Annotated in this window: 10 protein-coding genes and 1 tRNA gene; 10 read left to right on the top strand and 1 reads right to left on the bottom strand. The window is 56.2% G+C overall.

The genetic code is table 11. The features are described from left to right. Positions 1-12 precede the first annotated feature (12 nt). From tuf to OHL22_RS05450, 10 genes are all read left to right on the top strand, one after another. Entirely contained in the window at positions 13-1,200 is a 1,188-nt protein-coding gene (gene tuf, locus OHL22_RS05495) for an elongation factor Tu (protein WP_263334102.1), read from the top strand. 154 nt (positions 1,201-1,354) lie between these two features. Beyond that, on the top strand, positions 1,355-1,504 hold the full coding sequence (gene rpmG / locus OHL22_RS05490) for a 50S ribosomal protein L33 (protein ID WP_263334100.1): 150 nt from the start codon (positions 1,355-1,357) through the stop codon (positions 1,502-1,504). 113 nt (positions 1,505-1,617) lie between these two features. After that, positions 1,618-1,693, top strand: a tRNA-Trp gene (locus OHL22_RS05485). A 46-nt stretch (positions 1,694-1,739) separates the two neighbouring features. Then, a complete protein-coding gene (gene secE, locus OHL22_RS05480) occupies positions 1,740-2,018 on the top strand; it encodes a preprotein translocase subunit SecE (protein ID WP_263334097.1) in 279 nt (92 codons plus the stop codon). Between the two features lie 23 nt (positions 2,019-2,041). Then, a complete protein-coding gene (gene nusG, locus OHL22_RS05475; RefSeq protein WP_263334095.1) occupies positions 2,042-2,626 on the top strand; it encodes a transcription termination/antitermination protein NusG in 585 nt (194 codons plus the stop codon). A 163-nt stretch (positions 2,627-2,789) separates the two neighbouring features. After that, entirely contained in the window at positions 2,790-3,227 is a 438-nt protein-coding gene (gene rplK, locus OHL22_RS05470; RefSeq protein WP_263334092.1) for a 50S ribosomal protein L11, read from the top strand. A gap of 185 nt (positions 3,228-3,412) precedes the next feature. After that, positions 3,413-5,143, top strand: coding sequence for a hypothetical protein (locus OHL22_RS05465; RefSeq protein ID WP_263334090.1), 1,731 nt, complete (start codon positions 3,413-3,415; stop codon positions 5,141-5,143). 468 nt (positions 5,144-5,611) lie between these two features. Next, positions 5,612-8,902 (top strand): ATP-binding protein, encoded by a 3,291-nt coding sequence (locus OHL22_RS05460; RefSeq protein ID WP_317890891.1) that lies wholly within the window; start codon positions 5,612-5,614, stop codon positions 8,900-8,902. A 151-nt stretch (positions 8,903-9,053) separates the two neighbouring features. Further along, positions 9,054-11,513, top strand: coding sequence for a GH92 family glycosyl hydrolase (locus OHL22_RS05455; protein ID WP_263334087.1), 2,460 nt, complete (start codon positions 9,054-9,056; stop codon positions 11,511-11,513). A 158-nt stretch (positions 11,514-11,671) separates the two neighbouring features. Further along, the gene (locus tag OHL22_RS05450; protein ID WP_263334085.1) at positions 11,672-12,508 is read left to right on the top strand and encodes a hypothetical protein; all 837 of its coding nucleotides are present in this window, start codon (positions 11,672-11,674) and stop codon (positions 12,506-12,508) included. 477 nt (positions 12,509-12,985) lie between these two features. On the opposite strand, the gene OHL22_RS05445 is transcribed toward OHL22_RS05450, so the two are convergent. Then, on the bottom strand, positions 12,986-15,787 hold the full coding sequence (locus OHL22_RS05445; RefSeq protein WP_263334082.1) for a M14 family zinc carboxypeptidase: 2,802 nt from the start codon (positions 15,785-15,787) through the stop codon (positions 12,986-12,988). Between the last annotated feature and the right edge of the window lie 130 nt (positions 15,788-15,917).

Here is a 15,917-nt window from a genome sequence, read left to right as displayed (position 1 = left end):
CTGGAGTGAGTCATGGCGAAGGAGAAATTTGATCGTTCGAAGCCGCATGTGAATGTGGGGACGATTGGGCATATCGATCACGGCAAGACGACGTTGACGGCGGCGATCACGAAGGTGTTGTCGAAGCACAACCCGAAGATCCAGTTCCGTTCGTTTGACACGATCGACAACGCACCGGAAGAGCGCGAGCGCGGTATCACGATCGCGACGGCGCACGTGGAGTACGAGACGGCGAACCGCCACTATGCCCACGTCGACTGCCCCGGCCACGCCGACTACATCAAGAACATGATCACCGGCGCGGCGCAGATGGATGGCGCAATTCTCGTCGTAGCGGCGACCGATGGCCCGATGCCCCAGACCAAGGAGCACGTGCTCCTGGCCCGTCAGGTGGGTGTGCCGTACATCGTGGTGTTCCTGAACAAGTGCGACGCGGTAGAGGATGCGGAGCTGATCGACCTGGTGGAGATGGAAGTGCGCGAGCTTCTGTCGAAGTACCAGTTCCCCGGCGACGACGTTCCGGTAATCCGCGGATCGGCCCTGGGCGCGCTGAATGGCGAAGCGCAGTGGGAGGCGAAGATCGACGAGCTGATGGATGCGGTGGACAAGAACGTGCCGCAGCCTGACCGCATGGTGGATCTGCCGTTCCTGATGCCGATCGAAGATATCTTCTCGATCTCCGGCCGCGGCACCGTGGTGACCGGCCGTATCGAGCGCGGCAAGGTCAAGGTAGGCGAGGAAGTCGAGATCGTGGGCTTCCGCGAGACGCGCAAGACGGTAGTGACGGGCGTTGAAATGTTCAAGAAGCAGCTGGACGAAGGCCTGGCTGGGGACAACGCGGGTCTCTTGCTGCGCGGCATTCCGAAGGAAGACGTGGAGCGCGGCATGGTGCTGGCGAAGACCGGCTCAATCACGCCGCACACCAAGTTCAAGGGCGAAGTTTACGTGTTGTCGAAGGAAGAGGGCGGCCGTCATACGCCGTTCTTCAACGGCTACCGTCCCCAGTTCTATTTCCGCACGACAGACGTCACGGGCACGGCGAAGCTTCCGGCGGGCACGGAGATGGTGATGCCGGGCGACAACATCCAGCTGGAGATCGAGCTGCACACGCCAGTAGCCATGGAAAAGGGCCTGCGCTTCGCCATTCGCGAAGGCGGCCGCACCGTAGGCGCCGGCGCCATCAGCGAGATCATCGCGTAAGAGAGATCGGAGAACAGGGGTCAGAGATCAAAAACGGGATCAGGCGGAAACAAGATTGATCTCTGATCTCTGACAACTGATCTCTAAGGTAATTTCAGATCTGCGTCGGTTGCCTGAAAAAGCGCCCGATTCGCAAATCGGTTAGGATAAAAAGATGCGAGAAATCGTGACATTGCAGTGCACCGAGTGCAAGGAGCGCAACTACACGACGACGAAGAACAAGAAGACGACCACCGGCCGCCTCGAGTTCTCGAAGTTCTGCAAGCGCTGCCGCTGCCACAAGCCGCACCGGGAAACGAAGTAAAAGCAGCCTCTAGCTGCTAGCCTTCAGCTTCTAGCTTGTTCTGCACGGGAACTGACGTTCCGGTTTGCAACAGATTCGGCTAGTAGCTGGTAGCTAGAAGCTAGCAGCTAAACAGGGGCGTAAGCTCAACGGTTAAACTGTCGGTCTCCAAAACCGAACTTGGGGGTTCGAATCCCTCCGCCCCTGCCAAAGATTTCTTCCGGACCTCGTCCGGAGCAACAAAGGAAGTAGCAGTATGGCTAAGACAGCATTGGTTGCAGGTGAGCAGTCCGGCAACGCCAAGCCCAATCAATTGGCCGAGCGTGTTACGGGTTACTATGATCAGGCCCGCAACTTCCTCACCGACGTTCGCGCTGAAATGCGCAAGGTGGTGGTTCCCAACCGCAAGGAAGTGCAGGCGACCACGACTGTAGTTCTGGTCACGGTCTTCGTCTTTGCCCTCTACTTCTGGGTTGTCGACACGGTCTTCAACTATGGCTTGACGAAACTGATGGACAAGCTGGTTGGTTCCTAATCGTGGAAAATGAGACACGCGTAATGACGGAAGAAATCGAACAGATACCGGCGCCAGAGCCGCCTGCGAAAAACCCGAATCTCCACTGGTACATCCTTCACGCCTACTCGGGTTTCGAGCGCAAGGTTAAGGAGTCCATCGAGAGCCGCATTCAGGCCTTTGGTCTCGAATCTAAGATCGCTCAGATCGTGATCCCCACCGAAGCGGTCACCGAGACGGTCAACGGCAAAAAGCGTACCGTCGAGCGTGTTTTTCTGCCCGGTTACGTACTCATCGAGATGGAGCTCGACAATCAGATCTGGCACATCATCAAGGAAACGCCCCGCGTCACGGGCTTCCTCGGCACCGGCGATAAGCCCGTTGCCCTCAGCGACGCCGAGATTTCCTCGCTTCTGAACCGTTCCGACGAAGCCAGAGAGAAGCCGCGGCAGAAGATCAAGTTTGAGAAGAACGAGTCCGTCCGTATCACCGACGGCCCATTTGCCAACTTCAACGGCATCGTGGACGAAGTCAACGAAGATCGCGAGACCCTCAAGGTCATGGTTACGATCTTCGGCCGCTCCACGCCTGTCGAGCTTGAGTTCGGCAAAGTCGAAAAGATTGAGTAGAGCAGCTTCTAGCTACTAGCTTCCAGCTTCTAGCCAGATCGCCTCCTAGCGGCCTCTGGTTGTGAGCGAACGCTAGATCTCCTCTACCAAAATTGATGGAAAAGAAAAACCAGCTAGTAGCTAGAAGCTAGGAGCTAATAGCTGGGTTCCAAAGGAACCCGAAATGGCGCCTCCAAAGAAGATCACAGGATACGTAAAGCTCCAGATTGAAGCCGGCAAAGCAACGCCGGCGCCTCCGGTCGGCCCCGCGCTCGGTCAGGCTCAGGTCAACATCATGGAGTTCTGCAAGCAGTTCAACGCTCGCACCCAGACCAAGGAACTCACCGGCATGACCGTGCCGGTCGTCATCACCGTTTACGGTGACCGTAGCTTCACCTTCGTTACCAAGACCCCTCCGGCCTCGAACCTGCTGCTCAAGGCCGCAGGCGTTGCCAAGGGCGCTGGCACTCCTAACAAGGACAAGGTCGGCAAGGTCACGGAAAAGCAGGTCCGCGAGATCGCCGAGCTCAAGATGCCCGATCTGAACGCAGCATCCGTCGATGCTGCCGTAAAGAGCATCAAGGGCACAGCGCGCTCCATGGGCATCGAAGTCGTAGCCTAAACACACTTGGACTTCAAACACCAAAAGCCCTCCCAACCGGGGGGCTTTTGCTTAGTTCTTGCTGTTACTTTTCTGTCTGTCATCCCCGAAGGGGATCTGCTTTTCACCGCCAGCACTACCAGTCGTTCACTCGTCTCACTCACGCCCGTCTTTTGATAGAGAATCGAAGTCGAGACCCGGAATAGATGCTCGACGTCCCGCCGATAAACCGATTCAAAATTCGCGATTTATGTATCGCGATATTTCTTTTCGCAGCCACAGCCCTCTGGACACTCTGGCAAAACTCTCGCGTCGCCGTCCTCTGGGATCTCGGCTACCTGCTCAACACCAGCCATCGCATCGCTGTTGGACAGATCCCGTACCGGGACTTCTCTCTAGTCCACCCTCCCATCACTTTCTTTGTCCAGGCCGTCATCGAGCACATCTTTGGTCGCCACTATGAATACGTCGTTGCTTACGCGGCCTTTGCTGGCGGAGTTGCCTCGCTTCTTACCTGGTGGATCATTCGCGAAATTGTCTGCGGTCAATCTCACGCCTGGCTCATATCACTTCTCCTCACCCTGCCGCTTCCAGTTCTTGGTATTTACAGCATCTATCCGCATCCCATCTATGATGCCGACTCCGTTCTGGCAATTCTTGCAGCCATTCTGCTTCTTTATCGCGCAGCCAAACCGGATGCTTCATGGAAAACCCGCACAGTTGCGGGTGCAAGCTGCGCGCTTCCACTTTTCGTTAAGCAGAATATAGGTCTCCCTTTTCTGCTTGCGGTCCTTGTTGCAGCCATGCTTCTCCTTGCTGTCCGTAGAACGCAGCGGGGTAGAAAAACGGAACCCAGCCATCATCTCAGCAGCGCCGCGATTTTACAGATCGCTGGTGGCGCTCTCGCCGCCTTGGCAGTAGTGACTGCTTGCCTTGCTATTACCTGTGGTCTGCGTAACTACATTCATTGGACAGTACAATTCGCAGCGCAACGGCGTCTGCCAGCGGCCAATACATTGCTGTCCCTCTACGGCGAGCCCTCACTCGTCTGGGCTCTACCCTCGTTCGCTGCGGGAATTGCTCTGCTCTTTTGTCGTCCTTTGAGGCGTGCGTGGATACATGCGATTGGCGTGTGTCTGGCTACAATCCCATTCGCAGCCACCCTCGTCTGCTTGCTCCTGGAGCCGAATGCGGAAGATCGTGCAGATCGCCTGCTTGCTTTGTGGCCATTGCTGCTGATAGCTGCAATGGCAATCTCTCTGCTAGAACTCCGAAAAGGCGTCACGTTTCCACGTCTGATTCCATTCGTGATTCTTGCGGCGATCCATGGAACGTTCCTCTCGCAAGAGGTGTGGGGTTCGACTTACGCGATTTGGTCGTTATTGATTTTGCTGGCGGGAAACCTGCTGATGGCATTACCGGCGCGGGCGTCCCGGGCTGTGCCTGCGCTGGCGGCAGCGATGGGAGTGACTTTGCTGGTGTGTGGAGGGTTCTACGCAGCAAGTCTGGAACGTCTGGACTATATCTACAACTCTGCAGACGAACCATTGGTAAGGGCCACGCTACCTGTGCTTCATGGCATGGCTGCACGTGGAACATACTTGCCGGATTTCGAGCAGTTGGTGAGGTTCGCAGATGCAGAGATTCCGGCCAGTGACGGCATTCTTCTTTTGCCCGGCGAGGAGCCGTTTTTCTATGTGACGGGCCGGGTGCCACGGTTTCCGGTGGTGCTGTTCGATCACACCACAGATCCGTATACGCCGGAAGAACTCTTTGCCGAAGTAAAGCGGTTGGGAGTCCGCTGGGTGGTGATGAAAACACGGCTGCAGTCGAATGAAGATCCGTTGCTGGAGCGAGCGCAAATCATGCAGCAGATCGAGCAGCAGTTTCAGCTTGTCCGGAAGCTCGACGGATACGATGTGTACTACCGTCGATAGATAAACGGGCAAAAATGTTCCACGTGGAGCAATTTTGTTCCACGCGCAGCAGAATGTTCCACGAGGAGCAACTTGCTGGGCTAGCCGATCTTGGACGCATGTCAAGCGAGTTTGTTGGAAGTGGTGCGCGGAGCGCGTGTTGCGTTTGCGCTGAATTTGCCTGATTTGTGTATTGGCGATATGCGACATTTTTGTCCATATCACAACAGGTATATTCCACGTTCGGTGTGGAGCAATTGCAAACTCTGTTGTGAAGCGCGGCCTCCCCATCGCTTTTGAAAATTTTTGTTCTTTGCTGTGCAGCTATCCCAAAAAATCGTATGTAAAATTCATCGTGCAATGACCTCAGGCTTTTGAGCGAAAGGTACAAGTCTGGCGGTCACAATTTTCTCGATTCCCTGTATCTGAGGAAGGAAATTGTCGTCATCTACGGTCAGCAGAAGTGAAATCTTTGCAGGCGGTGGAGAAATGGGCGCGCTGATGTGCGCGTTCGACTGGTCCTCCACTCCACTCGGGCCTCCGGAACAGTGGCCACCAACACTACAGATGATGACCCGCATGCTGCTGGCGAACAGCTTCCAGATGCTGCTCTGGTGGGGTCCGGATTTCATTCAGTTGTACAACGATGCATATATACCTGTTCTAGGCAGCAAGCATCCACATCAGTCTCTCGGAAAGCCGTTTCGAGAATGCTGGTCCGAGGTCTATCACGTTCTTGGACCGTTGGCAGAGAAACCCTTTCATGGCGGGCCGCCTACCTGGATCGAAGACATACCTGTTGAACTGAATCGGCACGGATATCAGGAAGAGGCTCACTTCACGATTTCGTATAGTCCTGTGCCGGATGCGACAGTGCCCAATGGAATTGGGGGCGTGCTCGCGATCGTTCACGAAATCAGCACCAAGATCGTAGCCGATCGCAGGATTCTGGCGCTTAGCGATCTTGGTGCGCGAACTGCAGATCCGGAGCGAGCAGAGGATGCCTGCAATGCTGCTGCGAGGATACTTGCTCCCTACAGCAAAGATATTCCGTTCTGTCTCATTTATCTGATGGAGGAGAATGGTGAATCTGCGTGGCTCGCGGGCAAGATTGGAACAGAAGATTGTCTCGCTCTCTGCCCAGAACAGATTGATTTGCGGCATGAGTCGCAAGGATGGCCTCTTGCACGCTGCATGCGGAGTGAAAACATCGTCGTCGTGGACGATCTTCCTCAACGCTTTGATCGAATCCCAGATGGTCCGTGGGCTGATCCGCCGTCAATGGCAGCGGTTGTTCCTATCAAATCTAATTTTGCCCATCAACTCGCAGGATTTTTTGTCGCAGGAATCAGTTCACGTCTGAAGTTTGATGATTCATACCGTGTTTTTCTGGAGCTGGCATCTGCCCAGATCGCAACCGCGATTGCGAGCGCGCGTGCAATTGAGGCGGAACGCAGGCGCAATGAGGCGCTCGCGGAAATCGATCGGGCAAAGATTGCGTTTTTCAGCAATATCAGCCATGAGTTCCGTACACCGTTGACGCTGCTTCTGGGCCCGCTGGATGACATTCTCGCAAAGACTGAAGGTCAAACAGAGGCTGACCGGGAACGGTTGGAACTTGCTCAGCGCAATGCTTTGCGTCTACTTAAGCTGGTCAACTCGCTGCTCGACTTTTCGAGAATCGAAGCAGGGCGGGTCCAGGTTTCTTTTGAAGCAGTGAATCTTTCAGAATTCACCGCGGATCTGGCCAGTATGTTCCGTTCGATTATTGAGCGAGCCAAAATCCGACTCATTATTGATTGCGAGCCTTTGTCTGTTCCTGTCTATGTTGATCGCGAGATGTGGGAGGCAATCGTATTCAATCTGCTTTCCAATGCATTCAAGTTCACTTTTCAAGGCGAAATCAGGGTGACCCTGCGTGTGGTTGATGACCACGCGGAAATGGTGGTGAGTGATACAGGAACAGGTATTCCATCTGAAGAAATTCCTCAGTTATTCAATCGATTCCATCGAGTGCGGGGGGCGCGTGGCCGTTCGTATGAAGGAAGCGGAATTGGCCTGGCGCTGGTGCAGGAACTTGTGAGGCTGCATGGGGGCACAATTCGTGTCGAAAGCGAGCCGGATCGAGGCAGCAGCTTTGTTGTATCCATACCGCTGGAAGCATCCCATCTATCCGCAGGAAACATGAAGCTACAACACTCTTCCATCTCAACAGGTTTTTCGGCGAAGACCTATATTCAAGAGGCAGAGAGATGGGTTATTGACTATGACAAGCTGGCGGTCAGCGGTCCATCTGTTGCGGTAGTTAAAGATCTGAAAACGGCAGCGAATCAGGAGTTAATTCTCATTGCCGACGACAACGCCGATATGCGCACCTATATCTCGCGCATGCTTGAACCGCACTACCGGATTGAAGCAGTCAGTGATGGAGCACAGGCGATAGAGGCAATCAACAGATTGAAGCCAGCGCTTGCGCTGCTCGATGTGATGATGCCTGTTCTGGATGGCTTTGCTGCGGTAAGAGCAATCCGAAGTAATCCTGACGTGAACAGTACACCGATCATTTTGCTCTCTGCACGCGCGGGAGAGGAGTCCCGTGTCGAAGGCCTCCAAAAGGGCGCGGACGACTACATGGTGAAGCCGTTCTCCGCGCGTGAACTTCTGGTTCGAGTGGAGAGCCATCTCGCGCTGGCGCGATTGCGACGGCAATCTGAAAACGAGATTCGCCAAAGCGAGGAACGGTTCAGAGCATTCGTGGCAGCAAGTTCTGATGTGGTGTATCAGATGAGCCCTGACTGGAAGGTAATGCGGCATCTGGAAGGGCGTCAATTCATCTCGAGTACGGAATCTCCTGATCAAAGCTGGCTGGAGCGATATATCCATCCGAACGATCAACCGGGTGTATTAGCTGCCGTCGAACATGCGATCGTGACGAAAAGCTCTTTTGAGCTGGAACATAAGGTGTTGCGCACTGATGGCTCGATCGGTTGGACGTTTTCTCGTGCCGTTCCATTAATGGATGAAGCAGGGACGATTAAAGAATGGTTCGGCATGGCAACGGATATTACGACGCGCAAATTGGCCGAAGAGGCTTTGCTGCGCAGCGAGCGGCTTTCATCGTTAGGAAGGATGGCGGCGACGATCTCTCACGAGATCAACAATCCTCTTGAAGCGCTGACGAATCTTTTGTTTCTTGCGGGCATGACGGAGGGTCTTCCGCAGACTGCCCGTGATCGGCTTGACGAAGCAGAGGCGGAGTTGCAAAGGATTGCTCATATTGCGCGTCAGGCACTCGGATTCTACCGCGAATCCACAGTTCCTTCGGCCATCAATGTCAACTCGTTGCTGGAGTCGACCATCGATTTACTGAAGGCAAAAATCGCGGCAAAGAAGATAGTGATTAAGAAAGAATGGAAAGCAACCTGTGAAATCAATGGTGTCGCGGGCGAGTTGCGTCAGGTTTTTTCCAACCTGCTGGCAAACTGTGTGGACGCCGTCTCTGACGAAGGCGTGATTGCGATGCGGATTTCCAATTGCATTCTGCGTTCAGGCAAACCGGGCGTGCGTGTTACGTTTGCGGATAACGGCAAGGGAATTGAAGCTGCCGCACTGCATCGCATCTTCGAGCCGCTTTATACGACTAAGGGAGATGTTGGCACTGGCCTGGGTCTTTGGGTATCGAAACAGATCATAGAGAAACACAAAGGTTTGATTCAGATGCGATCTGCTACGACAGGACCTCGCAAAGGATCGACGTTCAGCATCGTTTTCCCGAAATAATCCAAGGCAGAAATTCTGCTTACCTCCGCTGCGTATAGATCTTCTCTCATCTGAATCTTTGCTGTGATGACACAACATCGTTCGGCGGGCTCGGCGTCTACAATCGAGAGGGCTGTGGTAACGGTTCCATAGAAATTCTGCGGGAGTGGCGATGCGTAAGCTGGAATGGCGTGAGCGATGGATTGGGTGGTCGGCTGGGTTGCTGGTGGTGCTGGCAGTGGGTACTGCTTGTGCGTGGTCGCAGGCGAAGGATGATGCGGCAGGCGATCCGGCGGGGCTGGTGAATCCGCTGATTGGGACGACGAACGGGGGTAACGATTATCCCGGTGCCACGTTGCCGCTGGGCATGGTGGCATGGAGTCCGGAAGAGCCGCGCAACCGGCCACGGAAACAGGTGCAGGGTGTGCCTGGGTCGATGCGCGACGATGCCGGGCGGCCTGCCGCTCCGGGCGGTTATGAGTACACGTCGAACCGCATCAGCGGGTTTTCGCTGACGCATCTGATGGGCACTGGCTGCGCGGGCGCGAGCGGTGATATTCCATTCATGCCGTATGTGGGAGAGGTGGCGACTTCGCCTGCGGATGATGCGCATGCGGAGGTCTACGGCAGCACGTTTTCGCATGACAATGAGACGGCGAAGGCTGGCTACTACAGCGTGAAGCTGGATGACGGTGTGACGGCGGAGTTGACCGCGACGCTTCGGACAGGCGCGGGACGATTTACGTATCCCGCGGGAAAGCCGGCGGTAATGCTGGTGAAGACGGCTAACTCGGAGCCGGGAAGCTCGGACGCGACGGTGAAGATCGACGTGGCTACGCGGACGATTTCCGGGTCGGTGACGAGTGGGAACTTCTGCGGATATATCGGGACGACGGATCGGCGAAGCTATTACACGCTGTACTTTGTGGCGCACTTCGACGCGCCGTTCGTGAGCACGGGAACGTGGCAGGACTCAGCTGTGCGTGCGGGGACGACGGAGGCGCAGGGCGGCACGACGTATGGCGAGAAGGGGTTTGTGCCTGCGGGTAAAGGCTCGGGCGGATGGGTGGTGCTCGATACGGCCAAGTCGCCGAGCGTTGGTGTGCGCGTTGGCATCTCGTATGTGAGTACCCAGAACGCGGAGGCTAATCTGCGTGCGGAGAATGCGCAGGGAACGGGTTTTGATCAAGTGCGTGAGAAGGCTCATGCGGCATGGAATCATCTGCTGGGTCGCATTGCGATTGAAGGTGGCACGCCGGATGAGCGCGTGGTGTTTTACACGGCGCTCTATCACTCGCTGATGGGCGAGAACCTGTATAGCGATGTGGATGGGCGCTATCTGGGGATGGATGGCAAGGTGCATGCGGTGGCCGCTCCGCAGAAGGCGCAGTATGCGACGTTTTCTGGCTGGGATGTTTACCGCTCACAGTTGCAGTTGCTGGCGCTGCTGGAGCCGGAGATTGCTGGAGACTTTGCGCACTCGCTGCTGAACCAGGCGGATCAGAATGGCGGCGAGTGGGATCGCTGGACGCATAACTCGGGCATTACGCATGTGATGAACGGCGATCCGGCGGTTCCGGCGATTGCGGATATTCTCGCGTTTGGTGGTCGTAACTTTGATGCCAAGGCAGCTTATAAATCACTGCTGGCGGCGGCTACGGTTCCAACAGCGCATGACTTGAGCAGCGAGGGATGCGAGGTCGAGTGTGTGGGGCAGCGGCCGGGCCTGGATCAATGGCTGAAGCTGCATTACATACCGGTGGGCGCTCCAGCGTGGGGTCCTGCGGCGGATACGCTGGAGGATTCGACTGCGGATTTTGCTGTCTCCGAACTAGCGCGGCGGATGGGCGATGATGCGACGCGCAAGCAATTCCTGGAGCGGGCGCAGTACTGGAAGAACATCTTCAATCCGCAGGCTACGGCGGATGGTGGGTATGCTCAAAATCGCAATGCGGATGGGTCGTGGCCGAAGTTCGATCCGGCTTCGGATGATGGGTTTGTCGAGGGCAGCGCGGCGCAGTATGTGTGGATGGTGCCGTTCAATGCGAAGGGTCTGTTTACGATGATGGGCGGCATGGAGAAGGCTAGCCAGCGGTTGAATGCTTTCTTCTACAAGCCGGATGGGAGTCTTGCGGTTACGGAGTCAGGCGGGTTGCATGCTGAGTTGAACAACGAGCCCTCGATTGAGACGCCGTGGCTGTTTGATTTTATGGGGCAGCCGTGGAGGACGCAGGAGGCGGTGCGCAAGGTGCTGAATACCATCTGGACGAATTCGCCGAAGGGCATGCCAGGCAATGACGATCTAGGCGAGATGTCGTCGTGGTATGTGTGGTCAGCGATCGGGATGTATCCGGAGATTCCGGGGCGGGCGGAGCTGGTGCTGGGGAGTCCGCTGTTTTCGCGGATTCATATCCGGCGCGCGCAGGGGGATATTACGATCACGGCGCAGGGAGCGGGAACGGATGCGCCCTATGTGCAGGGTGTGAAGGTGAATGGTGCGGCGACCTCGAAGACGTGGCTGCCGGAGAGCTTTGTGGAGCATGGCGGGCGGATTGAGTTTGAGCTTGGGACTGCGGCGAATAAGGAGTGGGGAACTGGGGTGGGTGATGCTCCGCCTTCGTTCGAGCCGTGAGGTGAGTGTGACGTATGAGAGGGAATGGCTCCTTTTCTCCGTGAGGAATGTGCACGGTGTATTGCTAGAGACGGTTTCGGCAAACCTCTCGAAAGGTAGCGAGATCGAGACTGACAGGCGTCTATCTCATCACGTCAAGTAACGCGGTATGCTAAAGCATGTCACCCTCGAAAAAGATTCTTGATCTATTAGTCAAAGTCGATAGAGCAAGCCAACATCTCATCGATCTGCAGCTTAAGGTCCAGCGATTTTTCGATCCACCCGGTCCCTACGAAATCATCCCCGAGGACGACTCTCTGACGCGAGAGAGAACTTACTATCTCCGAGTGCACAAACGAATACCGAGCGAGTTCTCTGCGATCATCGGCGATATTGCTCAGAATTTGAGAAGTGCTCTCGATCACTTGGCTTGGCACTTGGTACAAACTAGCCCTGTCACTCCTAAGGCCAGAGATAGGGACATTTATTTCCCGATCTTTGAGGACGCCAGCGAATATCAAAGGGGGAAGCTTCGAAAGATAGAAGGCATGACCGACGCTGCGATACAAGCCATTGATGACATCAAGCCATACGGAAGGTTGGACAAGAATAACCTCAGTGCCGGAATCGGAAACCTTGCTCTGTATTGGCTGAGCGCTCTCAACGTGCAAGATAAGCATCGCCTTTTGATTCCTGCATGGGCAGCTGCACCCGCCCATAGCATCACCAAGACTAAGCGCACAGAAATGGCCGAAACTTTGCGTGAGGCTTTTGGTAGCGAAAGCGCGAGGGTGATGATTGGATCGTCTATCGACTTCAGCGTGCCTCTAGAAGACGGCAGCAAATTGTGCACCCTGCCGATCTCTGAGGTCGACGATGACATGCAGTTCAGATTTCAAATGGCCTTCGGAGAGCCAGCTTCTATGCGGGGGAAAGAGATTCTCTCCACGCTAAACAACATGCACAGAATCGTTAGAGAGATCGTCTTTGATTTCGATAGGAAAGGGCTGTTGTGATGTCGCGCATGTCTTTCCGGTGGATAGTGATATGCCCGTCTTGGCATTGGAGAGGCCGCGGCTGAAGCTGCTTTCTGGCGTCGCTGGCTTTTCAGGGGCATGAATGCCCCTGCTCACTCCGGTTCGCGCTGCGCGCGAATTTGGCCCATATCTCTTCGAGATATTGTGTGCATGGCTGGGAAGAGGGTGCTTGTGCTTTTCGGCTTTTTCAGGGAGAAGCAGATTCCCCTTCGGGGATGACGGACAAAAGAGCAACAGCAGAGACAACGGCAACGGCAATTGGGGTCATTGAGGCTTTGGTGGTTTCCCACTCATTCCGCATAGTGAGCGGAATGAATGGGGCACGGCGACTTTGCGGTGATGTGGGCGAAAAGCAGATCCCCTGCGGGGATGACAGAGAAAAGAACAACAGCAACAGCAAAGACAACGGCAACAGCAAAGACAACGGTCGAGGAGTGATCCTCGGCCTGTTTTGTCTCAGCGTGTTGAGATTGTGGTTTTCTTTTCGCTGCTGTGTGTCGGCTTTGCTGAGTCGGGTTTTACCGATTCGGGTTTTGTGGGTTCGGGCTTTGGGGTCAGGTTGCGGTAGTTCATCAGGGTGTTGAACATCATGCGGTACTCGCCGAGGTTTTGCCAGCGCCAGATGGGGTTGGTGGCGAACATGACGACTTCGCCTTTGCCTGCGGGGGCTACTACGATGGCGGCTCGGCCCTTGATGTCGTCGGCGCCGTTGAAGAGGCCGCTGAGGACGGATTTGTCGCCGCCGGGGAAGCGCATGAGGACGTCGTTTTTATCCATCTCTTCGGTCATGCGGAAGAGCGGGCCGTTGGCGTAGCGCACGGGCACGGTCTTGTCGGAGTAGCCGTAGAAGATGGGGTTTTCGGGCTGGAGGATATCAGCATCGACGATGGGGCCGGGTGCATAGAACTTTGCTCCGGTGTTGCTGGTGTCGATTTCCGGGGTGATGCCGTAGTCGGGTGGGAAGGAGCTGGATGCGCCGAGGGTGACGAGTGTTCCACCGCCTTCGACGAACTTCTCGAACTCGGCTACGCCTGTTCCGCCCATGCCGCCGGAGATGTCTGGTGAGGAGCCGTAGTCGCCGAGGAACTTGAATTTGTCAGTCTTTTCGTAGGCGAGCGGCTTGTCGGATTTGGGGATGTCGATGACCAGCGATTTTGCGCTGCGCGCCTGCGTCGGGATAAGAATGAGGTCGTAGTCTTTGGCGAGGTCGCCCTTGAGGACGCGCTCTTTGAAGATCAGATCGTAAGGGACTTTGTACTGATCGAAGGTGAAGCGCACCCAGCCAACATCCTGCGTTCCGGCCCAGGTGCTGAAGATGGCGAGGCGCGGCAGTGCGCCGTCGTGGGTTGCGACTTTAGGAGTTGCGGCGAGGCCGACTATGTCGAGGCCGAGCTTTTCTGCGAGCGGCTTCAGAGTGTCGCCAGCGCTCGATGGGATGAGGAATGTGCCTGCGGCGAATTTTGTGCCGGCGGCTTCGAAGGGCTTCTCGGCGATTTGTATCTTCACGTCTTTGAGGCCGTAGCGAAGAGTGACGAGGTTGGGTGAGCCGTGATCGGGGACGGCGTAGACTGCTGCATCGTGCGCGCCTTTGACGATGCCTTCGGGCTCGTACTTGTCGACTGGATCGACAGCGAGGGCCTGGATGGCGATGTCTGTGGAGGGCTTGATTTCCGTGTGGGTCATCAGGCTCATGGTCCATGCGCTGTCGTCGTAGGTGGTTAGTTCGGGGTTGGGGTCGGTCTGTTTTTCGAGCAGCGTTTTGGCGAGCGGGCCGTAGGGCTGGTTGGTCTTTACAATGAGCGAGCCAACGGGGTACTCGCCGTCTTTGAGCTTGATGGCGGACTTGGCGCGGCCCACTTCAATACCCTGCATGCGCAGGATGTGGATGACGAAGGCTACACGGGTGGGATCTTCCTGACTGGCGGGCAGGATGTAGCCGTAGGGCTCGTCTTTTGTTCCCGCGGTGATGGCGTCGCGGCCCTTGGTGTAAAAGTCTTCGAGCATGACTTGGGGGACAGACGAGACGAACTGGAGCGAGGAGAGAACGCCAGTCTCGGCGTAGTTGGTGTTGTCGCGCATGGACCATTGCACGGTCTTGTAGGGCGGGTTGGGACGGTACCATTCGCGCTTGGTGTAGTCGCCGCCGGGGCCTCCGCCGCCGATGATGGCGGGGTTGTGCTGGACGATGGTGCGCTCCATTGTGGTTGCGCCGCCGTTGCCCATGATCTCGTAGAAGCGCATTAGGGCGTTGTGATTGGTGGCCATCTGCGCGACGTAGCCGGGCGACCATGCGTCGACGTAGGCGTGGGTCCAGACGCCGGGCATGCCGTAGCGCTCAAGCTGGGTCATGTCCCAGTTGGCGAGCATGGGTAGCTCGCTGTAGACGATGGGGCTCCATAGCGGATTTTGCGGGGCCTGGCCGCTGTAGATGTAGAGGAACGGGACGGATTCGTGGAGGTCGTGGATGACCTGCGGATGCCACTGGAGGAACCAGCGGAGGAAGTTCTGGTTGGCGAGGCCGGCGTAGTTGATGTCGCGGTTGTCGTCGTGCTTGGTGTATTCACCCCAGTAGGGCGCGCCGGACATCTTCTGATAGTCGGTGATGTCGACATTGTGGGCGAAATACCAATCAATGGAGCGATCGCGGCCGTCGGGGTCGGCGACAGGCATGATGGCGACGACGACTTCGGAGCGGATCTTCTGGATCATCGGCGAGTCTTCGGTGGCGAGGCGATAGGCCAGCTCCATCAGCATCTCGGGCGGGCCAAGCTCGGCGCTGTGGAGTCCGCCGGAGAGGGTGTAGATGGGTTTGGTTTTGGCGATGAGGTCTTTTGCCTGCTCGTCGGTGAGGCCGCGCGGATCGGCAAGCTTTGCGAGGTTAGCGCGGTAGTCGTCGAGGTGAGCGATGGAATCTTCGGAGCCGACGAAGACGATGATGGAGTCGCGGCCTTCTTCGGTCTTGCCGATGCGCAGCACTCTGACGCGGCCGGTGTGGGCGGCGAGTGCATCGTAGTAACGGAGGACATCGGCGTAGTAGGTGAGTTGTTTGGGTGCGCCGATGTCGTGGCCGAGGATGTCTTTTGGAGAGGGAACGCCGGAGCTTGCGGGAAGATGGTCGATCAGTGGGCTGAGGAATTCGGGCTTGGTGGTCCACTCCTTAACGTGGGCCGCATAGTCGGGATCCATCTTCTGAGCTGTGGACGCGACCGGAAGGGCAACAACACAAAACAACAGTACCGCACCAGCATGCTTCAACATGGGCTCGGGCTCCGGCGGGAAAAGTATTTCCGCAATGGTAACGCGCCGCAAGGCGTCTGGGGCTAAATCTTTCCTGCCAATCGCATGTGTGCATGCTGTTAAGCTGTCGGTATTTGTTTCAGAGACCTTC

This window comes from Acidicapsa dinghuensis (assembly GCF_025685685.1).
GTDB lineage: Bacteria > Acidobacteriota > Terriglobia > Terriglobales > Acidobacteriaceae > Acidicapsa > Acidicapsa dinghuensis.
Note: the sequence above shows the minus strand (reverse complement) of the source record. Positions and strands in the feature narration are given on the sequence as shown.